This is a genomic window from Thermosipho atlanticus DSM 15807 (genome assembly GCF_900129985.1).
Classification (GTDB): Bacteria; Thermotogota; Thermotogae; order Thermotogales; family Fervidobacteriaceae; genus Thermosipho_A; species Thermosipho_A atlanticus.
Genome location: NZ_FQXN01000002.1, coordinates 192,212 through 215,078 on the forward strand (window position 1 = coordinate 192,212; position 22,867 = coordinate 215,078).

Here is a 22,867-nt window from a genome sequence, read left to right on the forward strand (position 1 = left end):
TGTGAATAATAAATGGAGATCCACAACGGTTGTTTGTGTAAGAAAAGATGATTCAGTAGTAATGGTTTCTGATGGACAGGTTACGTATGGAAATACCATTATGAAAGGAAATGCAAAAAAGGTAAGAAAGATGGGAGATGGTAAAGTTTTAGCGGGCTTTGCTGGTTCTGTAGCAGATGCAATGGCGCTCTTTGATAGATTTGAAGCAAAATATAGAGAATGGGGTGGAAATCTATTAAAAGCAGCAGTTGAACTTGCTAAAGATTGGAGAACTGATAGAATTTTAAGAAGATTAGAAGCACTTTTGCTAGTAGCAGATAAAGAGTATACTTTAATTGTGTCCGGAACTGGGGAAGTTATTCAACCTGAAGACAATATTGCATCTATAGGTTCAGGATCTCCTTATGCAATTGCCGCAGGAAGGGCTCTTTTAAGATATACAGATTTAAGTGCAAAAGAAATTGCTCTGGAGGCAATAAAGATAGCAAGTGAAATTTGTATATATACAAATGATAACTTTACCATAGAGGAGTTGTGATATGCCAATAAGTTATATGGAATTTTCAATTAAACTTTTTGGTATAAATTCATTAAAGGAAAAACGTTCAATAGTAAAAAGGTTAATTTCTGATATAAGAAATAAATTTAACGTTTCAGTTATTGAAAATGATCTCCAAGATTCCAAAAGTTATATTAACTTAGCTTTATCATTTGTAAGTATAAATAAAAGTGCTGCTTATAGAACAATGGAAAATTTAGAAGAATATATAGAACAGTTTTATAATGTAGAAAATGTAATAAAGGAGGTGTATGATTGATAGATAAAGAACTAGCAGAAATCAAAGAAATGGTGAAATTGTTAGTTACAAATGAAAGATTAACACATGTTGAGGGAACTGCAAAATTTGCTAAGACGTTAGCGTTAATTCATAATTTAGATCAAAATATTGCAGAATTTATGGCGTATGCTCATGATATTTTTAGGGATGTAATTTATGAAAAGTTGGTTAAAATAGCTAGAATTTATTCTATAGAAATTTCGACACATGATCAAGCTAACCCTGTTTTATTACATGGAAAAGTTGCTGCAGAATTTATTAAAAGAAGGTTCAATATAAATGATGATGATATTTTGACAGGTATAGCGTTCCACACATCAGGTTTTAAAAACTTTGGAGTTTATGGGAAAGTTTTATTTTTAGCTGATTCTCTTGAAGAAACAAGGACTTATCCCAATGTAGAGGAACTTAGAGAACTAGCATATAAAGATATTGACATAGCATATTTTGAAGTATTAAGGAATAAAATAATTTACGCGCTTTCCAGAGATTTGTTAATATTACCTGAAAGTGTAGATAGTTGGAATAGTATAATAGTAAAAAGAAAAGGAGGAGTTTTATGAGAAAAAAAAGAAAAAGTCGTGCAGGTTTGTGGATATCTATTGTAGTTCTAACAATAGTAGTTATATCAGGTTTTACATTTTGGAAAATATATTCAATAAAAAGTTCGCCAGAATTTAATGCATCAATAATTAGTCAATACTTATTTATAGATTCTACTAATAATGTGGGATATTACATATTTATTCAAGGAGAAAAAAGAAACCTTTATATTTTGAAAGTTAAAGATCATTCTTATAATTCAGCTAGTAAACAAGAGATTGATTTTAAAAGTCCTCTTTTGGCAAAAAGTTTGCTTGCAGATATGTTAGGAGTTAACGCTGTTTATGATTACTATGTAATTTTTGATAATACTGTTGAAGATTTTTCAAATGCTTTTGGAATTAACACTAACAATTTTGATACTCTTTTTGAAAAACTTTCTCAGAGAGGTTTAAAATTTTTTGATTATTTCAAATTAGATGGGATAATAAAAAAATTAAGACCTAACACAACGCTTACTTCCCCAGCGTTAGCAAAATTGTTATACGCATTTGGAAATTATAGTGTTAAAACATTTGATTTACCAACAATGACAGAAAAACCTTTAAAAATAACTGTATCAGGGAAAACTTTTGAAAGGTTATATATTGATTTAGAAAAATTAGAGCAATTAAAGAAATTATTAGGAGGTGAATTATGAAAAAACTAATTATTTCAATGTTTTTAATTGGTTTATCTTTAATGGGTTTGTCTATCGATATCTATGGAGGGTATAATTACGTTTTTACTCCTGACAGTACTATAAGTAGCTTTTTTGATGTTTCTGTTGATATCCCGTTAAATGAAAATGATAACACGCAATTTGGTTTGTCTTTAAATTTACTTTCTATAACTACCGATGTTGACAGTTTTTTCTTTTCATTGACAACATATGGAAAATACAATACTAAAACTTCGTCTGGAATTTTCTCGGTGTTTGGTAAAGGTGGAGCTGTTTTTCCAATAGATTTCAGTTTTTCTTCTGTCGGATATATGGTTTTTGCGGGGATTAGGTATTACTTTAATCAATTTTTTGTTGGTTTTTCGTATGAAGTTATATACTTGTATAATGATTTAAAGTTGGATGTTATTCCAATACAATTTGGATACAATTTTTGAAGGGGGAAGTGATTTGATAAAAGAAGGCGATAAAGTTTTGTTATATGGAGAGGACGGCAGTAAGATAATAATTAGAGTGGAAGCTAATAAAAAAAAGGGGACACATCTTGGACATGTTGATATGAACGACATAATCGGAAAAAAATATGGAGAACAAATAGTTTTGGGTCGGAAAAGAAGAGTTTTTTATCTTCTAAAGCCGACGTTTATTGATCTGATTTTCAGTATGAAAAGAAGAACACAGATTATCTATCCAAAGGATGCATCCTATATTTTGTTTAAATTGGATATTAAACCAGGTGATAGAGTTATAGATACTGGCGTAGGTAGTGGAGCAATGTGTGGAGCATTTGCAAGAATCGTGGGTAAAGAAGGAAAGGTATATGGATATGAACGCAGGGAAGATTTTTACAATTTGGCAAAGAAAAATTTAAAAGAGTGGGGATTAGAAAATTTTGTTGAATTAAAATTGAAGGATATCGCTAATGGTTTTGATGAAACAAACGTAGATGCTTTGATGTTAGATGTCCCAGATCCGTATAATTATATTCAACAATGTTGGTCTGCTCTAAAAGGTGGCGGAAAAATGGGGATTATTTGTCCCACCACTAACCAAGTACAAGAAGTTTTAGAAAGATTATATGAAATGCCATTTATTGAAGTAGAAGTTTGGGAGAATTTGATGCGAAGGTATAAACCTGTACCTGAAAGATTAAGACCATTTGATAGAATGGTAGCACATACTACTTATTTAGTTTTTGCTACAAAAGTTAATAGTAAAATTGGAGGTGTTTTTGATGAATAAAAAGAGGATTTTGACGATAATTTCTGTGTTAATCTTGGCTTTATTTGGAAGTATATTTTTAACAGCGGCGACTGACAATCAGTTTCAAAAAGATCTCACTCCACTTGCTGAAACATTGTATTACATTTTAAATTATTATTATGATATCGACAATGTTAATGTTGACAAAGTGATAGATTATGGAATTGATGGTTTGATAAAGGGATTAGGTGATGATTTTAGTTATTATTATAACAAAGAAATGTATGAAGAGCAGTCGATCGAAAACGAAGGAGAATATGGAGGCTTAGGAATAGAAGTGACTTATGATTCTGAATATAAAGCTATAAAGGTTATTAGTCCAATGTATGGAACTCCAGCTTGGCGGGCTGGTATAAAGGCGGGCGATTTAATTGTTCAAATTGATAGTACTCCTGTTAAGAATGTTTCATACTTAGAAGCAGTAAGTATGATGAGAGGTAAACCAGGAACTAAAGTGAAATTAACCATTCTCAGAGGTGAGGAAGTTTTAAATTTTGAATTAGTAAGAGAAGTTATAAAGATTATTCCTGTAAAGTATGGTTTTATTGAGAGTGAAGTTGGACGTATTGGTTATGTAAGACTTACACGATTTAATCAACCATCTGCAACAAAACTTGAAGAAATCTTAACAAAGGTATATGACAAAGGTGTTGTTGCTTTAATTTTTGATTTAAGAGATAATCCAGGTGGCTTTTTAGATAGTGCAGTTGAAATAGGTAGTATGTTCCTCGACGCGGGTAAGTTGATTGTTACTGTTGAGCCTCGAGTGGGGCAAATCGAAAGATATGAAAGTAAAGGAAATAATTTCCCAAAAGTTCCAATTGTTGTGCTGGTAAATGGTGGTTCTGCTTCGGCAGCCGAAATTATAACAGGAGCGTTAAAGGATAATAAGCGTGCAGTGATAATAGGACAAAAAACCTTTGGTAAAGGGTCAGTACAAAGTGGTTTCCCATTAAGTAATGGTGGTGTAGCATTTATTACTATAGCTCATTACAAAACACCAAATGGTAATGACATTCATAAAGTGGGGATTGAGCCTGATATATGGGTAACGGAAGAAGCAACAAAACTAGTCCATGAAGCTGAAGTTGTGGATTATACCAAAGAATTTACAGAGGTTGATGTAAATGATCCGTACATAAAAAGAGCACTACAATATATAATCGAGAAGAAATGAGAACATTTTTTTGGGGATTTTTATTGATAGTGTTTAGTTTCATTGTTTTAACTGTCTTTCTCGTAATAAGTAATAAGGATATGGAGATTGTGGAAATTCAATCTCCTCCCCTTTTTGTTTTTAAAAATCCTTTTTTAGACCATATTCAAAAAATAAAAACGGAATTCGTTTTGCAAAAGGTTTTGTCAGAAACTAGTATATATGGTAATGGGAAGTTTTTATTAAGTAGTCTTGGTAAGGTTAGGGAAGTAAAATATTACTTTGACACAACAAAATCTGATTATTATTTTGTGGAGTTTTCTAAAAGATATTGGTGGGGAAGCAAGAAATTTTCTTACCTTTCATTTAGAGGTAATGAATTTTACTATGTGCCACACGTAGTTTTATCTGAAACTGATGAAAAAAACTTTGGAAAAGCGTTGTTAAGAGCTTTAACAGGGGATTCGGTAAGTATTTCCAGTGAAGATGTGAAAAGCAAAATAAAAATGTTAATTCTAAAAAAATATGGGGTTGTTATAAAATGAGGAAAAACGATTTGAAATTTTTTATATTTATTTTTTCATTATTAATTTACACCTTATTATCAAAAATTTTGAGTGTTTACTTAATAACACTTGGGAGATTTTATCTCAGTTATTTTTTTATTTACTTTTTACTTTTAAGTCTATTTGCTTCTGTAAAAGGTAAAATTTTTCTATTTGATGAAATATATAGATTTTGGGTTTACGCTTTTGCACCAATATTAGTTTACATATTTTTTAATTTAAATGTAATTACTCCATTTTATATTAGTGGGAACTTTGCATATTTTATCTGTTTTTTGTTTTCAAATTTTTATAATTCAAATTTTAAAGAACGTAAATTTATAATTTTGTTTAGGACACTTGGATTTTTCTTCTTTATTTTGGGGGTGTCATTGAATTGGAAAATTTTCTAGCGAAATTTGTTTTAAAGAACGCAAAATGGTTGATACTAATTTTTACAATACTTGGGATAATATTTGGAACATATAGCTTTATTAATATCCGTGTAAATGCTGAACTAACAGAACTTGCTCCCAAAGGAGTACCGGAATTTGATAACTTGATAAAATTTACAAAAGAAAAAGTAGTTTCTAACAGTTTGCTTGTAGTTGTGAAAGTTCAAAAAGTAAAGAATATCCCGGAATTTGCAAGGGAGTTAAAGGAGAGTTTCGAACAAACTCCTTATATTTCTGGTGCAGAACCTTTTGACAATCCTGAAACAATGATAAAATATGGAATTTTTGCTGTTGATGAAAGTAATTTAAATAATATTCTTGGATACTATAATGCGGTAATTAATGTTGAACCTAGGTCAGTGATTGATTTTAGATTTTGGAGAAATTTGGGTATTTCTGTAAGTGTGGTTTCAAATTATGTTAATGAATTTTTTGCAAGAAGTGGTATTAGAAAATATTATCTTTATTCCAAAGATGGAGAGCTTCTTTTAATGAATTTCTCCATGGCTAAACCAGTTACTGATGTTGACTTTATAAACGAAGCAATTCCTAAACTAAAAGAAATTTCAAAACGACTTTCTGAAAAGTGGAATGTTGAACTCCTTTTCAGTGGTTCAGCGATGAATAACTACTTGGGAAATCAACAGGTAAAAAAAGATTTTCAAACAACAACGATAATATCTTTGATTGGAATTTCAATAATACTTCTAGTTTCATATGGCAGTACTTCTGCCATGTTGTTCCTTTTTTATTCGATGTTGTTGAGTATGGGAATAAGTTTAGGAATTATTATATTATTGTTTAAGGAGATAAATATTATAACCTCTTTTGTTAATGCGATGCTTTTGGGGTTAGGTATAGACTATGGTATACATATTACGGCTAAGATTCATGAAAATTTAAGATTGTATGGTAAAAACAGAGAGAGTATAATTGAAGCTATAAGAGAAAATTTTGTGCCTTCTTTAGTTTCAGCAATTACAACATCATTAGCATTACTGGCAATTGCGTTGAGCCCATCAATCCCATTGAAACAAATGGGAATTTCCTCAGCGATAGGTGTAATAGTTTTTTTCTTGGTTATGAATTTATTGATCCCAGCTTTTTATTATAAATTTATAAGTAAAATAACTATTCCTAAAAAAGAATATTTTTCAAGGTTTGTAGAAATAACTAGGAAATTTCATCCATTAACGCTTGCAGTATGGGTTGTGTTAATTGTTGCAAGTGTTTTTGCTTATTTTGCAGTAAAAGATTTCTCTTATACTCCTCCCGGTCTTGTATCTCAGGATTCTGAAGCAGTAATAGCTTTGAATTTGGCTACTAAAGAATTTGGTGAATTTGGTATCGGACAAGTAGTAGTTGGTGCTAAGAGTTTTGAAGAGTTGAAGGCTATAAAGGAATATCTTGAAAATTCAAGATATTTTTCTAACACCTTTTCAATTTTGAATTTTGTGGAGAATCCTGAAAGAATTTCGGAGATTGAAACAACATTTTATAAAGAGATTTTCAATGTTGTAAATGAACCAATTTTAGTAGTGATATTTCAAAAATACAAACTTTATAACAGTTTGATTGAAACACTAAAAATGTTGAGAACTACAAAAACTTTTGAAGATGTATTAACAAATATTGAGAAAGATATTCCTCTCTTGTTCTTTAATGATCTAGAGGGTAATAAATATTTCTTGATTTATGCAAAAGAAAATATTGATTTATGGATAGATAATAATTTGAAATTGATTTATGGAGAAGTATTAAAAAACTATACAGTATTTGGTTATCCAGCGTTATTTTATAAGGTAATGAGATATTTAGTTGCTTCTGTAAGTAAAGCAGTTTATTTTGTTTTTGCAGCAATTTTATTAATCTTGATGATTGATCAAAGAAATATTTTTAAAGCCTTTAAAATTTCTTTTTTAGTCATTTTGTCAATTCTCGCTACGATAGGTTTGGGATACTTCGGATATAATATTGATTTAACGTTTTTAAATCTTCTTATAGTCCCCATCTTTTTGGGAATGGGTGTGGATAGTATGGTCCACCTGTCACATAGTATAAGATACGGTAGAGAGAGTGTTATTAAAACTGAGAAGGCTGTTACTGTATCTATATTTACGACCATAATGGCATTTGGAAGTTTTATGATGGCCCAAGGAAAACTTTTAAAAGAGTTTGGCATACTTGTAGTAATTGGTTTGGTAATATCTTGGTTTGTGAGTATATTTATTTATTTAAATGGTGAAGATAAACCGAAAAAGAATTGAATTAACTTTTTTTAATTTTCTTAAACATTGGGAGGAATAAAATAATAGTTCCGAAAGTTAACACAAGGTAGTATGATAAAAATCTGTAAAAGAGTACTCCTTTTATTATTAATTCTGCATTCATAGCAAAAGGCTTTAAAGTGTTTGTAAAAACTAATTCAAAACTACCGCTTGCACCGGGAGTAGGAACTAAAAAAGCAACAGCATTAACAATGTTAATGGTAGCAAAAAACTCAACAAATTTAATATTTATATTTGTAAAAATACTGATTGCATAATAAAAGACATAACTTTGAAATAGAAGAAGAAAAAACATCATAATCATGTCGTAAATTAACAGGAAAGGGTGTTCTCTAAATATTTTTTTGATAACGTCGTCTAATTCTAAAAACCATTTTTCTATTTTTTCTAAATTGACAATTTTTTTAACTAAAGGTATTTTTGCAAGTGTTAATATTAATTTAGAAATCATTTTTGGAAAGATTATACTCAAAAGTATAATAAAAGAAGAAAGAAAAGTTAGAAGTATTCCAATATTTACGAGGTTTTTTGAGATTCCAGCAACATTTTTGGAAAAAATGAAAATATATGTTATATCAATTAGAAACATGAGAAAAATCATTTCGAAAAGTCTAAGGAAAACGACTTGAGTGGCGTAAGAGGATTTTACGCCTTTTTTGTTAAGATATAAGATTTGAAATGGTTGACCGCCAACTGAAAAGGGGGTTATTGCCGAGAAATAGGCAGTTATAAAGCAGGAATTGATTGAAGAGATTAAATTAATTTTTTGCCCTAAAGTTTTAAAAACCAAATAATGTTTGATTCCATCAATTACGAAAGAAAGAATAGTTAATATAATGGCTATAATCAGTTCTTTTAAAGTAATTGAGTTTAATATATGTAAAATGATATTTTTGCTTAGTGTTGCACTATATGCAAAAAGAACTAGACCTGAAATTACCACTGATCCAATTATTCCAAAATATATTTTTTTATTCATTTTTCTTTATTCGCTCCCTTTTTTTGATAATATGAATGAGTATAATAATTGTCATAGGTTATTTTGTTAATGTTAAATGCAACATCGAACCATAATTTGAATGAGTGAAGTAAGGCTCTAAATGTACCATTTTCTTTAAATCTTCTGTTTGAGGTTAGAACAATTAAGCTTGGAATAAATTTAACTTTCCCATGTTTGGAAAGTTTTTTTGCTAATCTAAAATCTTGCGATGCTAAATTACTGTTCGTATTGTATCCTCCAACCTTGTCGTATATTTCCTTTTTTATTGCAAAGTTTGCTGCTCCAACGATATATGTATTTGTAAAAACTTTTGAAAGAAAATCTGCTATTGTATAACCAAGCAAAGTGAAAAAATTTGATATTTTTCCATTCTCAATGAAAACTAATGGACCATAAACTGCAACAATTTTTTCACTTTTATTAAACGCTTCAACTATTTTTTCTAAATAATTTGTCGGGTATAAACTATCAGCGTCACAATTTACTATAATTTCTCCTTTGGCATTTTTAAAACCAGTAGTCATTGCATTGATTGAGCCTTTTTTTTCCTCAAAAAGAATTTTATCAGCAAATTTTTTTGCTATATTTACGGAATTATCTGTGCTTCCATTGTCAACAACAATAAGTTCGTAATTTTTATATGATTGTTGGCGAATATTCTTAAGTGTGTTTTCAAGAATTTTTTCTTCGTTTAGTACAGGTACGACAATACTAATTAAAGGTTGATTTTTCATATAAACTCCCTCACATTTTTTCTCTTTTTACCTTATACCATTCTGTTACTTTATTTAACGGGCCTAAGATATAACTTTCAATTAAAACAAACATTTCAAATAACATTAATAATGGAGTAAAGATAAAAGAGTACAACAAAGAGAAAAAGCCCATTTTTTTACTATCCAATGAACTTACTGCCATTAATATATATACACTGACAACCAACCCAAATAAGTATAAGAAGGAATTAGTGTTAAAGAAAATATCAATGAATAAAGTATAGATTGGCGAAAAGATTAACAACCCGATTAATATGTACACAAATAAATAGAAAAAATGTCCCTCTTTAATTCTCTTAAACATTTCGCGGAAACCACCAACATACCATCTTTTATGTTGTTTCCATAAATCTTTAAAATTAGAAACAAATTGTATGCCAATATAGGGATATGTGGAATAATATTCTTTTACCTTCATTTTGGAAAGTTTGGTAGCCATACTAAAATCGTCTACCAATGTTTCTGGATCAACTGGTAATATTTTTTCTAATAAATCTCTTCTGAAAAACACTCCATTTCCCATGAAGATCATTTTTACAAAAATATTTGAATAAAAAATGGCTTTTACAAAGTTAAAGTAAATTTCTTGAATGATGTGTACCGGTTTGAATTTAAAGTTATATGCTTCAAAATTTGTGAAGATCATATGCACTTTCTCATTTGAGAAACAAAAAATATGAGAAGAGATGTAATTTTTGGGAATTCTTGCATCTGCATCAATTAATAAGATAATGTCACCTTTTGCTATTTCCATTGCTTCATTTATAGATTGAGGTTTTCCTTTTCTTCCTTTTTTTAACAAAACTTTTAGATTAGAAAATTCGTTTTCTAAATTTTTGGCAATATTGAAAGTATTATCAGTTGAATTGTCGTCTATTACAATTATTTCAATATTTTTGTAACTGCTATTTTCAACAGTTCTGATAGTGTTTTCAATAACTTCTTCTTCATTCCAAGTTGGAATTATAACTGAAACAAAAGGTGTATAATCTGGGTTTCGATTCTCATGTAAATAATTGGTTCTTTTTTCATTTTTATATTTTCCGTATAAAACAATTATTAATGAAATTAATATTGAAATCACATAAAAAGCACCTGTAAGATAATACATAGTTTTTCTCCTTTCAGTCAGAATATAAAATAGGCTCCTAATAGATAATCTTCAAAATTAACGGTTTTGAATTTCAAATATAGTCGTTTGAAATTTAGTTTTATATCTAAAATATTATACATTATATCATCTGAATCTTCAACGGAATAAGTTGCAGCTGGCGTTACATTACCATACCATGCATCCCAAAACCATTTCCATCTTTGTATTCCATCATCAATAACAGTTCCTTTTACAAGAAAGTTATATTCAATTTTTATTTTAAAATCGCTAAATGAATAATTTAAACCTACTGAAACCATTGTAGCGTCAGGTCCATATTTAAACCCTAGAGGGAAATCCATTAGTGACCTATTTGGAGAAGTTAAATTATCGAGAAAAAAGTGGCGGACACTAATATTCAAATATGGTAAATAATTTGTTATATACATCCATTCACTTGTATGGTCATATTCTACCCAAAAAGAAAAATTTTTATACTTGAACTCTCCGCCAATATTATAACCATGTGCTCCAGGTTTATAATTTGAACCTGCCTCTGTAAAAGGTACTTGGAAGTCGTCTAGTGAAAATTCACCATACAAATAGAAGTTGTCGGTAATAGTGTATTTAAAATCAATGTTTGCTAGAACATTTGAATATCCTTCTCCAAAAGTGTTGTGAAAGAACATAAGAGGATTTATGTCTATAATATCTGGAACTTTTCCGCCGACTACATTTAATTCCCCAATTCCAAATTTCAGTTTGTTAAATTCAAAATCAAATTTATGTGCAATTATTGTTTTATATGGTTCATCAAAAATTTTGCCAGGTGTATGTTGATCAGAGTAAGTACTTTGAATATTTTGTTCTGCTGGTGTTAAAAGTGGATAAGATGAAATGAAATGATAAGTGTATCGAAAATTACTGATTTTTGTAGAAAAAGTAATATTGTCTTGGAAAGTTGTATTTGAAATTGTTATGGGATATTTTGAAAATCCCCATTTTAAAGGATATCTACCGATTGAAACAAATGAAAAGTTGTTTGCATAACAAATATAGAACAATTCAGGAAAATTTGTATCAAATGATAACAATTCAAAATTAAAATTATTGAAAAAGAGGTTAGTTCCAAATTCTTTAGTTCGGGTGGTAAGTCCTTTTTGTATATTCACGCTGGAAAAAAGGGTAAATCCATTTTTTGAAAATTTAAAGGATAAATTCAAAAAAGGAGGTATTTCGTTAAATAAATAAAATACGTTTTCTGCAGGATTTGTAGAGGCTCCCCATCCCCAAGAATCATTTGTGATAAAGAAAGTATTCCATTTTCCAAAACTGAACCAAGGTGCAATTTTTATTTTGATGTCATAAAGATTCTTATCCCCGTTTAACCACTCTGAGGGTATTGGTAAAGCTGCAGTAGAGGCATTGTAAATAAGCTCAGAGAATGTTACAAGTGAAACTAAAATTAAAACTAGAAAAATTACTTTTTTCAAGCTTTCCCCCCTCAAATTAACTTATTGTGTTTGAAACTGTAAAAACCATTTCCAATTATTACATGATCTAACAGTTTTATTCCAATTATTTCCCCTGTTTCTTTAATTTTTTGCGTTAATTGCTTGTCTTCCGGACTTGGAGATATTCCTCCAGATGGATGATTATGAACTAAAATAATGTATACTGCCCCGTTTTTAATTGCTTCTTTAAATATTTCTCTTGGATGTGCAAGACTAGTATCTACAAGTCCAATAGTAATATCTTTACTTGATATTTCGTGAAGTTTTGAATTTAGAAAAATTACTCTTACTACTTCTTGTTCAAGATGTTTCATATCTAGACAGTATTCATATACTTTTTCAGGAGTATTTAAATGTTTTCCAGCTCTGTCTTCTTTTAGCATTCTTTTTGCTAATTCCATAACGGCAAGTATGGTGGTAGCTTTAGCATGTCCAAGCCCCTTAATTTTACAAAGTTCATTTATTGTTGCTTTGCTGATTTTTACAAGACTGTTATCAAAATTTTCAAGGAGCAGTTTAGAAGTTTCTAAAACATTTTGTCCTTTGCTTCCAGTTCTAAGTAGAATTGCTAATAATTCTCCATTTGTTAAACTTTCAGGACCTTTGTTTAAAATTTTTTCTCTTGGTTTCACTTATTATCCCCCTATTCCACAAAACATCCCAGAGTTTTGAAATTGGTAATCCCATTACGTTATAAAAATCTCCGTCGATTTTTTCTATTAAAATACTTCCTAAACCTTGAATTGCATATGCTCCGGCTTTGTCAAAAGGTTCACCTGTTGATAAGTAATATTTAATTAGTTCATCCGATAGTTTTTTAAATTTTACTTTTGTTCTTTCAAAAAAAGATATTGATTCATTTTTTAGAAGTATAGTGACGCCTGTGAACACTTCATGCCATGTTCCCGAAAGAGATTTTAGCATGTTATAGGCATCTAAATAATCTTTAGGTTTTCCAAAAATCTCTTTGTGAAAAACAATTGTATCTGCCCCAATAACTATACTATTAAAGTCTTTAAATACATTTTCAGCTTTAAGCTTGGAAAGTGTTAGAACATGTTTGATTGGATCTTTTTCGTTAATTTCTTCGTCAATATTTGGGGGTTGTATTTTAAATTGTAATTGTAATTTTTTTAATAGTTCAATTCTTCTTGGTGAATTTGAAGCTAAAATTATTTTCATTTAAAACTTCCTCCATTTTTTTTGCAAGATAGGCATTAGCAAAAGCTGAAATTGCTCCCAGTGAAAGCATTATTGGTAGAAATGAAAAAATTGCAGTACTTTTGATTAATAGTGCGCCAACATACAATTGGACAATATTGTTTGATATCATTCCTAAAAAACTCAATCCTGTATAGCCTAAAAATTTTGTTTTTGAAAATAATCCTTCAACAATTGCGGCAGCTATTACTCCAAGAAAACCCATAAAGAAAGTAGGAGTGAATATTAATCCAGTAAATATTGATCCAATTATTGATTTTAAACTTCCAATTATAATGGCAGGACCTATTCCTAGATTTACTGCAGCAAAAAGGACAATAAAATTTGAAAATCCCCATTTTCCACCGGGAACAGGATAAGGGATGAATCTTTCAATTATGAACATTGCTGAGGCAAGTGAAACAAGTAAAGAGTACATTACCACGTTTGTAGTTCTTGAGGCTTCCTTGTCTCTATAACTATTTTGTTTGGAACGCAGATTATTTTTCCTCCTTCCGAAATTTTCCCGGTTTTTTCACAAATTTTTAATGGACATATCGAATCGGTAACCCAAACATTTTTACCGTCAAAATGGGCGATCATCAATAATTTTCCCTTTTCGTCTTTGATCTCATAATCTCCAGGTGTATTTAATTCAAGGATTTCTTGTCCATTTAATTTTACGACAAAAATTCCTTTATTTGTTTCGTTTTTAAGAATCAAAGGAATAAATATTGTTAAAAAAACTATAATTATTATTACAAAATCAGTTTTTTTAAATATTTTCATAGAAAGTCACCTTACCATTTATTACTATTGCTGTCAAAAAGTTATGATGGAACATATAAGGAATATCAACAAAATCTTCTGTATTCCATAACGCGATATCACAATATTTTCCTGGCTGAATTGCTCCGTTTTCGATTCCAAGGACATAAGAAGAGTTTAAAGTGTAGGCAGTTAAAATTTCTTCAGGTTCCATTTTTAAATATCGAAGTGCTAGATGCATGATGAAAGAAGGATTGAAAATCGGGCATGACCCAGGATTATAATCTGATCCCAATGCAATTGCTGCTCCTTTGTCGATGAGCTTTCGGGCGGGGGCATATATTTCACCTAAATAAAAACTTGTTCCCGGCATTAATGTGGCAATTGTAGAAGAAGTTGAGAGAAGGTGGATTTCTTCGTCACCAATCTTCAATAGATGGTCAGCAGAAATCGCCCCTAGGTTTACGGCCAATTTTGTAGCTCCAACGTTTTCTATTTCATCAGCATGAAATCTTAATTTGAATCCTTTAATCTTTGCAAAATTAAACAGTTCTTTTATATCATCAGGTAGGAAAACTCCTTTATCACAAAATACATCAATGGTATTTGTATATTTTTTTATATAATCAAGGTTTTCCTTGATTTTTTCTATATATGTTTTTTTTGGCATGTCTTTTGGTATAGCATGGAGTCCGAGAAATGTTGGTGCAACTTTTACATTAGATATTTCGTTTAAATATTTAATAACTTTTAATTGTTTTATTTCAGTTGAGATATCAAGCCCGTAACCAGATTTTCCTTCAATGTAGGCAACTCCAAATCTTTTGAATAAATTCAATGTTTTAAGGTTTTCTTTAACTAACTCTGAAATTGAAGCTTTTTTTACGTGATTTACAGTGTTATAAATCCCTCCACCTTGTTTGAGAATCTCTGAATATGTTTTTCCTTTGTTTCTAAGTAAAAACTCCTTAGTTCTTTTTCCAATGAAAGGAATGTGAGTATGAGCATCGACAAAAGCAGGGGTAACCAATTTTGCTTCTAAAGTCACATGATCTGTTGTAGAATGTTTTTTTATATCAACAACTTTCCCGTTTTCAAGAAATATATCCACGTCAAAATCTTCGTAAATTTTTTTCATTTCACTTCCTCTTTTTGGTGCATTACCAGTGGGAGTTAATAAATGCTGTGCGTGTATTTTTATCATAATTTAATCACCCCAAGAAGAAAGCTACAATAGCAACTACTAAACAGTAATACCCGAAAATTTTTAATTTTTTAATAATGGTGACTCTTTTTAAAATGTAAAGACTTATTAAACCGACAATGAAAGCTAATAGACCGGTTACAAAGATTGAGTAATTGAACTGAATATTCTTAAATTCTAAGATGCCTGCTCCTAGTATAATTGGGACACTCATCAAAAAAGAATACTTTAATGCCTTTTCTCTTTGCATTCCAATAAGAAGAGCACCAAATAGCGTGAAACCACTCCTTGAAATTCCAGGAAAAATTGCTAACATTTGAAAAAGACCAATGATTAAAGCATCAAGATAACTAATTGAAAAGAAATCTTTATCTTTTCCAATATTATCAGAAATAAACAAGGCTGCACTGGTTAAGAGAAAGAAAAATGCTATTAATTTTAAGGAATTGAAGGAATTTTCAATTTTAGAGTTAAACAAAATTCCAAATAATCCTGCAGGGATTGTAGAAATTATTAGTTTAATTACTAAAATGTAATATTTTTTGTTTAATGTAAACAAACCTTCTAGAATTTCAAGAATTTCTTTGTGGACAAAAATTAGGATAGCAAATAGAGTTGCTATGTGTAAAAAAGAAAACAGAGGTAAATCAGGGTTGATTTTAAACATAGATGAAAATAAAGCAAGATGACCTGAACTGGAAATTGGCAAAAACTCCGTTGCTCCTTGGATAATACCTAGAATAATTTTTTCCACTTATTTAACCTCCTATGGAGTAATTCTTCCTACATATGGGCCATATGTGTACACATGTTCTCTCAATTTGTCCCAATCGATTTTGTTAAAGGCTTCAGATGCTGAATCTTTGTCCGGGAAGGCACCCAAGCATAAAGTGAAATATGTTTTGGTATTTCTTGAAAATTTCAATACATAGGCTTCATAACCTAAAATACGAAGATTTACTAAATCTTCGAATAGCCGAGAAGAATTTTCACCAGTTTTTAAAAATATAGTATAAACAGATTTGCCCGGGATGAGGCCAGGATAGGTATGTTTACCTGGGATTACTACAAAATATTTGTCGTTGTTTAGCTTGTTTATTAAATATTCTTTGTTTACTCTTATAATTTTCAGAGCATCATTTGAATCCAAAACAAATGTTGAAACTTCAGTAGAAGCTTCAATAATTTCCATAGAATAAGCTATGAGAGTTTCGTAATCAAAAGTCTCAATTTCAATCATTGTGCTAGTTGCTTCTTCCATAAATTCTGGTAACTTGTTTTCTTTAATTTCAGGTATTTTTAATTCCATAGGTTTTGGAATATAAATAACATTAACATCAACAGATGCTTTTTTTAAGTAAAGATACATTGAAGTTATTAAAAGTAAAAGGGATAGAATAGATAAAACAATGATTAAAACACTTAATACTTTTAATTCAAAAGGTTTTGAAATTCGTTTTGGCAGGTTATATTCCCTCCTCTATATATTTTATTAGAAGTTGAATAGTTGCTTCTACGTCGTTTTTATGGACTGTTTCGTTGGGTGTATGGATATATCTAGTTGCAATGGAAACAGTTGCGCTGGGGATTCCCGCCTTTGTATTTTGATATCCTCGCGCATCCGTTCCACCAAAAATCAAGACTTCCATTTGATAGGGAATATTATATTTTTCAGCCAATTTCTTCAAGGTTTCGATTGTTTTTCTATCACTTATGGAATAACCATCTTTAACTTTTAAACAAGTCCCTTTTCCTAACTTCATTGAAGTTCTTTTGTTTGCTTTGGGCGTATCTCCGGCTGCTGTAACATCGATTGCAATTGCAACGTCTGGATCAATGTTGTAACCAGCAACTTGTGCGCCTACAATACCAATTTCTTCTTGTACAGCAAAAACTCCATATATCGTATTTTTTGGATTTTGAACCCTTTTAAATATTTCGATAATTGTTACACAGCCAATTCTATCATCCATTGATTTTGAAATGTAGTAGTCACCTTGTTTGATGAAATAACCATCATATGTACCGAAACTACCTATTGGGCAAAGGTTTTCTGCTTCTTCTTTACTTTTTGCTCCTATATCTACAAATAATTTGTCAAATGATAAGTCTTTTAAATTACTTATTAAATCTTTTACTGTTTCCCCTTCTACACCAACTATTCCTACTGTATTTCCAAATCTTATTTTTGAATTAATTATTGTATATGGTGAAACTCCTCCAACCATATCTATTCTTAAAAAGCCATTATCATCTATATTTGTGACAACTACTCCTATTTCATCCATATGTGCATCTAGAAGGATTTTTTTGTTGGTTTGACCATTTTTCCAAACAATAAGGTTTCCAAGTTTATCAATTTCATAGCCGTCGATATAGCCTTCCAATTCTTTTAAGATAACTTCTCGGATTGTGTCTTCTCTACCACTTGGACTAGAAACTTCGGTAAGCTTTTTTATTAATTCTTCCATCTCTAGAAACCTCCTTTTATAAATAATTTCAATTTAATTATACACTAATAATCAGTTTTTTAGCAAATATAATTCTCATGAAGTTTTAAGATTTTAATGGTATAATAACTTAGGTGATTTATATGTTGGATATTAAAACTTTTCATGAAATTTTGAAGAGATGGCAATTAGTAGAAAAAAACGACAAAATACTAGTGGCAGTTTCGGGTGGAGTCGACTCGTTAGTGCTACTTTATTTATTAAACTCCTTAAAAAAAGATTTAAATATCGAGTTAGTATGTGCCACTTTAAATCACGGTATAAGAGAAAGTGCTTATAAAGATGTAGAGCATGTAATTAGTTTTTCAAATAAATTAGGAATAAAATGTATTACTGGGAAAGTAGATGTTCCAAAGTATGCAGAGGAGAATAAACTTTCAATTGAAGAAGCTGCGAGAAAGTTGAGATATGAATTTTTAGAGAGAAATATAAAAACACAGAGGTGTAATAAGTTAGCTGTTGCTCATAACTTAAATGATCTTGTGGAAAATGTTTTATTTCGTTTATCTAGAGGGGCAGGTCCTTTCGGATTGCCTGGTATGAAACCTAAAAATGGGAATACAATTAGACCACTTTTGTTTTTTTCAAAAGATGAAATATTGGAATTTGCCAAAAAAAATGGAATAGATTATGTAATAGATGAAACAAATTTAAATACCATATATACAAGAAATTTTATTAGACATGAAATAGTTCCCCTTTTTAAACAATTAAATCCAAGTTTTGAAAGATCAGTGAAAAGGTTAATTGAAAATATATGGGATTTAGACGAATTTATTGAAAAACAATTAAATGTAAAAATTTATAAAATAAGAGGAAGGTTGTATTTTGATGTTTTGGATGATACGTTCCTCTTTGTTGAGTTTATAAGGCGGATAACTATAAATTATTATGGAAAAGCTCCAGATAAAGAAAAGTTGGATAGATTAAAAGGAGTTTTAAGTAGAAGAAAAACAACTTTTAAAATAAGCTTTTGGAATAATTTTGGATTAGAAGTTTCATATGGTAAAGCTCTTTTAGGTGAATTTCTATTGAAAGATGATTTCGAATATGTGGTTCATAAAAATGAAACAATTGATTTAGATCCTTTTGTGGTTAAATTAGAAAATAATGGTATAATTATTAATAAAGATAAAATTAAAGGTGAGTTGATTTTGAGAAATTGGAGAAATGGGGACAAAACAAAAACTGGAAAGAAAATAAAAGAAATTTTTGTTTCAAAAAAGATTCCTTCTTTTTTAAGAAGGATAATACCTGTGTTTGCAGATAAGGAAAAAATCATTTACATTCCTAAAGTGTATATTGATAAAGAATGTTTATGTAAAAATCTTGATGACAAAAATAATGTAATAGGGATAAATGTGCAGTTGAAAGGAGGTTTTTCATTTTGAACAAAGGAATAGGATCAATAATAATTGGGCTGTTAATTATTCTTTCTTTGTTTTGGATTTTTGAAAGTGTTTTTTTTAACGGCAGTACTACTGAGACAACCATGTACTATAGTGACTTTATTAAAAGGGTAAATTCTGAATCTTCTGATATTGCAGAGATAACCATTAAAGATGATGGTAATATAGTTTTAACGACTATCTCAGGGAGAAAGTATAATATATATGCTCCATGGGTAAAATATGATATGAATTTAATTAACGAATTGGTTAATAAAGGTATCAGAGTTGGTGGTGAAAAAGGAGTTGACAGCTCATTTTGGGTTAATATCGTAGGTAATTTACTTTTCTTTGTTTTGATGCTTTTTATGTTTGGTTTCTTAATTCGAGGTCTTGGACGTGGAAATAATCAAGCATTTAGTTTTACAAAAAGCAGGGCTGAAAAAGTGATGCCGGGTAAAAAACGTGTAACATTTAAAGATGTTGCAGGTGTGGATGAAGCTGTAGATGAACTTCGAGAAGTTGTTGAATTTTTAAGAAATCCCACTAAATTCAATAAAATTGGTGCAAGAATGCCAAAAGGAATTCTTTTGGTTGGGCCTCCAGGAACAGGAAAAACATTACTAGCTCGTGCAGTAGCTGGTGAAGCAAATGTCCCATTTTTTCACATAAGTGGTTCTGATTTTGTAGAGCTATTTGTTGGTGTGGGTGCTGCTCGTGTAAGAGATTTATTTAATCAGGCAAAAGCGAATGCTCCATGTATAGTTTTTATTGATGAAATAGATGCTGTTGGTAGGCACAGAGGAGCAGGTCTTGGTGGTGGTCATGATGAACGTGAACAAACACTGAATCAGTTGTTAGTAGAAATGGACGGTTTCGACGTTAGAGAAGGAATTATTGTTATGGCCGCAACTAATAGACCAGACATTTTGGATCCTGCACTTTTAAGACCCGGTCGTTTTGATAAAAAGGTTGTTGTGGATCCACCTGATGTAAAGGGAAGGGAAGAAATCTTAAAAATACATCTTAAAGGAAAGCCGATAACTGAAGAAGTTGATATAAAAGTTTTAGCTAAAAGAACTACAGGCTTTGTTGGAGCTGATCTCGAAAATCTTATTAACGAAGCAGCTTTACTAGCAGCTAAAGATGGAAGAGATAAAATTAACATGTCAGACTTTGAAGAGGCGATTGATAGAGTGATTGCGGGGCCTGCAAGAAAGTCAAGAATTATTTCAGATAAGCAAAAAGAGATAGTTGCATATCATGAATTGGGACATGCAATAGTTGGAACAGCACTCCCGAATTCAGATCCAGTTCACAAGGTTTCTATTATTCCAAGAGGACATAGTGCTTTAGGATTCACATTACATTTGCCTGTTGAAGATAAATATTTAATTAGTAAAAAAGAATTAATAGATAATATTACGGCTCTTCTTGGAGGAAGAGCTGCAGAGGAATTGGTTTTTGGGGACGTTACGAGTGGGGCGGCAAATGATATCGAAAGAGCCACGGAAATGGCAAGAAAAATGGTTTGTGAACTTGGAATGAGCGAAAATTTTGGACCACTTGCTTGGGGTAAAACGGAACAAGAGATCTTTCTTGGGAAAGAAATTACGAGGATGAGAAATTACAGTGAAGAAGTTGCAAAGCTAATAGATAGTGAGGTACAAAATATAGTTAACACGTGCTATAACAAAGCAAAAGAAATACTTACTAGAAAAAGAGAAAAATTAGATGAACTTGCGAGCATATTGTTAGAAAAAGAAGAACTAAGCGGAGAAGAATTAAGAAATCTCCTCGAAGGGGATGATGTAAGTGTGGAGGAATATCGAAGGTCTGAGCAGAACGATTGATTTTACACCTGATGATTCGTTAATATGGGATGAAAATGACGAAATGGTATCTCTTCATTTGGTTTCTTCGAGTGGTTTGCTTAAGGAAGCTGTGAAACTTGGTGCGAAAGTTTTAGAAGAATTTTTACCGGAAGATTTAATTTCTGTTGTAACAAAAGCTTCGATAAAACATTATAATCCATGTGTAGTTGGCAAAACAATTGTGATTGGAGTTAGAGTAACAAACGTTGAAGGAAATTTAATCCAATTTTATAGCGTTATTACCAAAGAAAATAGAAAGATTGCGGAGATAGAATTTACTAGAGCAATTGTTTCGAAAAGTTATCTTAGGAGGAAAGTAATTGAGGAGACCGCGTAGAACAGAAGATTTCAGAGAGTTTTCTTATGTAAAAAAGTATAGTGATTCAGAGAAAAGGTTTAAAAAGTTTAATGGCAACCAAGAGGTTGCCTTAATTTTTCCTAATAATTACAAAGTTGCTTCTGCTTCCTTAGCTTGGAGCTGGGTTCAACAGCTTTTCTGGGAGGAAGGAGTTGCTGTTGAAAGGTTTTTCTATGAAAAATGGTTTAGAAAATTTTATTCAATAGAGACTTTTTCTCCTTTAGATCAATTTCGAGTTCTTATGTTTTCATTTCATTTCGAATTAGATTTAGAGAACATAGTGGAGATTTTGAATAAATTAGGTATTCCACCACTTGCGGAAATGAGAAAAGAGTATCATCCAACAATAATTATAGGAGGTCCTATAACATTTTTTAACGTTGAGTTGGTTAAACCAATTGCTGATATTGTAGTTGTAGGAGATCTAGAGTATAACATTAAGAACGTTTCTGAGGGAATAAAGTTGCTTTTAAGAAATAAAAAGGAAGGATTGAAATATTTTGAATTAGTTGATAATATATTGTCAAATATATTAAACTCAAGAGGTGTTTTAAGTTTAAAAAATTATGATATAAAACAAAAATTTCCTGTGTCACATTTTATTACACCATATTCAGAATTTAAAAATAAAAGGCTTATTGAAATTGGACGAGGTTGTATAAGAAGGTGTGCATTTTGTGTAATGGGACACACAAAAAAACCCGTGAAATTTGTACCACCTGAAGTTATTGAAGATTTCTTAAGAAAAGAAAAAAGCTCTATAGGAATAATAAGTGCAACGATAACTGATTATCCTTGGTTGGACAAATTGTTAAATATTTTAGAGAATTATAAGATAGAATTTTCGGTTTCTTCAATGAGAGCAGACAAAATTACCGATAGATTGTTGGGCCTTTTGAAGAAAAGTGGTCAGAAGACGTTTACTATTGCTCCTGAAGGTGTTTCTCAAAAAATTAGAAATATTATTTTAAAAGATATTTCTACTGAACATTTAATAAATGCTCTAGAAATTGGTAGAAAGAACAATTTTAAAAATGTGAAACTTTATTATATTGTAGGATTTGAAGAGGAAACCCAAGAGGATTACGAAGAGTTGAAAAAATTTATTGAATTTGTGAAGAAAATGGGGTACAACGATATTTCAATAAGTGTTAATCCATTAATTCCGAAAAAAAACACACCATTTTATAATCGTAAATTAATAAGTGAAAAAGAATACAATAGGTTGATAAAATGGTTGAGAATGAATATTCGTGGTGTAAAGTTCAATTTTGAAAGTTATAGATTTTCAAAAAAGCAATATTTATATAATACTTTTGATGAAGAAGAAGTAAAACGTTTAGTGTTGAGATTCTATAATAAAAACAATTAA

General features: G+C 30.3%; 25 protein-coding genes. 13 read left to right on the forward strand and 12 right to left on the reverse strand.

Annotation, left to right across the window (positions count from 1 at the left end):
• Position 1: 1 nt before the first annotated feature.
• From hslV to BUB65_RS03265, 9 genes are all read left to right on the forward strand, one after another.
• On the forward strand, positions 2 to 538 hold the full coding sequence (gene hslV / locus BUB65_RS03220) for an ATP-dependent protease subunit HslV (RefSeq protein ID WP_073072152.1): 537 nt from the start codon (positions 2 to 4) through the stop codon (positions 536 to 538).
• A 1-nt stretch (position 539) separates the two neighbouring features.
• Complete coding sequence (locus BUB65_RS03225) at positions 540 to 818, forward strand: DUF503 domain-containing protein (RefSeq protein WP_073072154.1); 279 nt, start codon at positions 540 to 542, stop codon at positions 816 to 818.
• Positions 815 to 1,402, forward strand: a complete 588-nt coding sequence (gene yqeK / locus BUB65_RS03230) for a bis(5'-nucleosyl)-tetraphosphatase (symmetrical) YqeK (protein ID WP_234946734.1) — start codon at positions 815 to 817, stop codon at positions 1,400 to 1,402. The genes BUB65_RS03225 and yqeK overlap by 4 nt, the downstream gene beginning before the upstream one ends.
• Positions 1,399 to 2,082 (forward strand): hypothetical protein, encoded by a 684-nt coding sequence (locus tag BUB65_RS03235; RefSeq protein ID WP_073072157.1) that lies wholly within the window; start codon positions 1,399 to 1,401, stop codon positions 2,080 to 2,082. Before yqeK ends, BUB65_RS03235 begins: the two co-directional genes overlap by 4 nt.
• Positions 2,079 to 2,540 (forward strand): hypothetical protein, encoded by a 462-nt coding sequence (locus BUB65_RS03240; protein WP_073072159.1) that lies wholly within the window; start codon positions 2,079 to 2,081, stop codon positions 2,538 to 2,540. Before BUB65_RS03235 ends, BUB65_RS03240 begins: the two co-directional genes overlap by 4 nt.
• A 13-nt stretch (positions 2,541 to 2,553) precedes the next feature.
• A complete protein-coding gene (locus BUB65_RS03245; RefSeq protein ID WP_073072498.1) occupies positions 2,554 to 3,345 on the forward strand; it encodes a tRNA (adenine-N1)-methyltransferase in 792 nt (263 codons plus the stop codon).
• Positions 3,338 to 4,543, forward strand: coding sequence for a S41 family peptidase (locus tag BUB65_RS03250; protein WP_073072161.1), 1,206 nt, complete (start codon positions 3,338 to 3,340; stop codon positions 4,541 to 4,543). The genes BUB65_RS03245 and BUB65_RS03250 overlap by 8 nt, the downstream gene beginning before the upstream one ends.
• A 23-nt stretch (positions 4,544 to 4,566) precedes the next feature.
• Entirely contained in the window at positions 4,567 to 5,067 is a 501-nt protein-coding gene (locus BUB65_RS03255; protein ID WP_084728015.1) for a hypothetical protein, read from the forward strand.
• Positions 5,068 to 5,464: 397 nt separating this feature from the next.
• Positions 5,465 to 7,789 carry an efflux RND transporter permease subunit gene (locus BUB65_RS03265; RefSeq protein WP_073072168.1) on the forward strand — a complete coding sequence of 775 codons (2,325 nt, stop codon included), beginning with the start codon at positions 5,465 to 5,467 and terminating at the stop codon, positions 7,787 to 7,789.
• 1 nt (position 7,790) lies between these two features.
• On the opposite strand, the gene BUB65_RS03270 is transcribed toward BUB65_RS03265, so the two are convergent.
• The 12 genes from BUB65_RS03270 to BUB65_RS03325 form a co-directional block, all read right to left on the reverse strand.
• Positions 7,791 to 8,789: a lysylphosphatidylglycerol synthase transmembrane domain-containing protein gene (locus BUB65_RS03270; protein WP_073072170.1), complete on the reverse strand. Its 999-nt coding sequence runs from the start codon at positions 8,787 to 8,789 to the stop codon at positions 7,791 to 7,793.
• A complete protein-coding gene (locus tag BUB65_RS03275) occupies positions 8,786 to 9,544 on the reverse strand; it encodes a glycosyltransferase family 2 protein (protein WP_073072173.1) in 759 nt (252 codons plus the stop codon). Before BUB65_RS03275 ends, BUB65_RS03270 begins: the two co-directional genes overlap by 4 nt.
• A 10-nt stretch (positions 9,545 to 9,554) precedes the next feature.
• Positions 9,555 to 10,697 carry a glycosyltransferase family 2 protein gene (locus BUB65_RS03280; protein ID WP_073072175.1) on the reverse strand — a complete coding sequence of 381 codons (1,143 nt, stop codon included), beginning with the start codon at positions 10,695 to 10,697 and terminating at the stop codon, positions 9,555 to 9,557.
• Between the two features lie 17 nt (positions 10,698 to 10,714).
• Complete coding sequence (locus BUB65_RS03285) at positions 10,715 to 12,172, reverse strand: hypothetical protein (protein WP_073072177.1); 1,458 nt, start codon at positions 12,170 to 12,172, stop codon at positions 10,715 to 10,717.
• 11 nt (positions 12,173 to 12,183) lie between these two features.
• The gene (radC, locus tag BUB65_RS03290) at positions 12,184 to 12,825 is read right to left on the reverse strand and encodes a RadC family protein (protein ID WP_073072179.1); all 642 of its coding nucleotides are present in this window, start codon (positions 12,823 to 12,825) and stop codon (positions 12,184 to 12,186) included.
• The gene (locus BUB65_RS03295) at positions 12,788 to 13,375 is read right to left on the reverse strand and encodes a Maf family protein (protein WP_073072182.1); all 588 of its coding nucleotides are present in this window, start codon (positions 13,373 to 13,375) and stop codon (positions 12,788 to 12,790) included. Before BUB65_RS03295 ends, radC begins: the two co-directional genes overlap by 38 nt.
• Positions 13,335 to 13,832, reverse strand: coding sequence for a Gx transporter family protein (locus BUB65_RS03300; protein ID WP_073072184.1), 498 nt, complete (start codon positions 13,830 to 13,832; stop codon positions 13,335 to 13,337). The genes BUB65_RS03295 and BUB65_RS03300 overlap by 41 nt, the downstream gene beginning before the upstream one ends.
• Positions 13,832 to 14,182 carry a NusG domain II-containing protein gene (locus tag BUB65_RS03305; RefSeq protein ID WP_073072186.1) on the reverse strand — a complete coding sequence of 117 codons (351 nt, stop codon included), beginning with the start codon at positions 14,180 to 14,182 and terminating at the stop codon, positions 13,832 to 13,834. Before BUB65_RS03305 ends, BUB65_RS03300 begins: the two co-directional genes overlap by 1 nt.
• Positions 14,169 to 15,365 (reverse strand): imidazolonepropionase, encoded by a 1,197-nt coding sequence (gene hutI / locus BUB65_RS03310; RefSeq protein WP_073072188.1) that lies wholly within the window; start codon positions 15,363 to 15,365, stop codon positions 14,169 to 14,171. Before hutI ends, BUB65_RS03305 begins: the two co-directional genes overlap by 14 nt.
• 7 nt (positions 15,366 to 15,372) lie before the next feature.
• On the reverse strand, positions 15,373 to 16,119 hold the full coding sequence (locus tag BUB65_RS03315) for an undecaprenyl-diphosphate phosphatase (protein ID WP_073072191.1): 747 nt from the start codon (positions 16,117 to 16,119) through the stop codon (positions 15,373 to 15,375).
• A 12-nt stretch (positions 16,120 to 16,131) separates the two neighbouring features.
• Entirely contained in the window at positions 16,132 to 16,734 is a 603-nt protein-coding gene (locus BUB65_RS03320; RefSeq protein ID WP_234946735.1) for a hypothetical protein, read from the reverse strand.
• Between the two features lie 97 nt (positions 16,735 to 16,831).
• Positions 16,832 to 17,836, reverse strand: coding sequence for a M42 family metallopeptidase (locus tag BUB65_RS03325; protein ID WP_073072196.1), 1,005 nt, complete (start codon positions 17,834 to 17,836; stop codon positions 16,832 to 16,834).
• Positions 17,837 to 17,958: 122 nt separating this feature from the next.
• Between BUB65_RS03325 and tilS the strand changes: the two genes are divergently transcribed.
• Genes tilS through BUB65_RS03345 form a run of 4 tightly spaced genes read left to right on the forward strand, consistent with a single transcriptional unit; the run spans position 17,959 to position 22,867 of the window.
• Entirely contained in the window at positions 17,959 to 19,266 is a 1,308-nt protein-coding gene (tilS, locus tag BUB65_RS03330; RefSeq protein ID WP_073072198.1) for a tRNA lysidine(34) synthetase TilS, read from the forward strand.
• The gene (gene ftsH, locus BUB65_RS03335) at positions 19,263 to 21,116 is read left to right on the forward strand and encodes an ATP-dependent zinc metalloprotease FtsH (RefSeq protein WP_073072201.1); all 1,854 of its coding nucleotides are present in this window, start codon (positions 19,263 to 19,265) and stop codon (positions 21,114 to 21,116) included. The genes tilS and ftsH overlap by 4 nt, the downstream gene beginning before the upstream one ends.
• The gene (locus BUB65_RS03340) at positions 21,079 to 21,474 is read left to right on the forward strand and encodes a thioesterase family protein (protein ID WP_073072203.1); all 396 of its coding nucleotides are present in this window, start codon (positions 21,079 to 21,081) and stop codon (positions 21,472 to 21,474) included. The genes ftsH and BUB65_RS03340 overlap by 38 nt, the downstream gene beginning before the upstream one ends.
• Entirely contained in the window at positions 21,458 to 22,867 is a 1,410-nt protein-coding gene (locus tag BUB65_RS03345; RefSeq protein ID WP_073072205.1) for a B12-binding domain-containing radical SAM protein, read from the forward strand. The genes BUB65_RS03340 and BUB65_RS03345 overlap by 17 nt, the downstream gene beginning before the upstream one ends.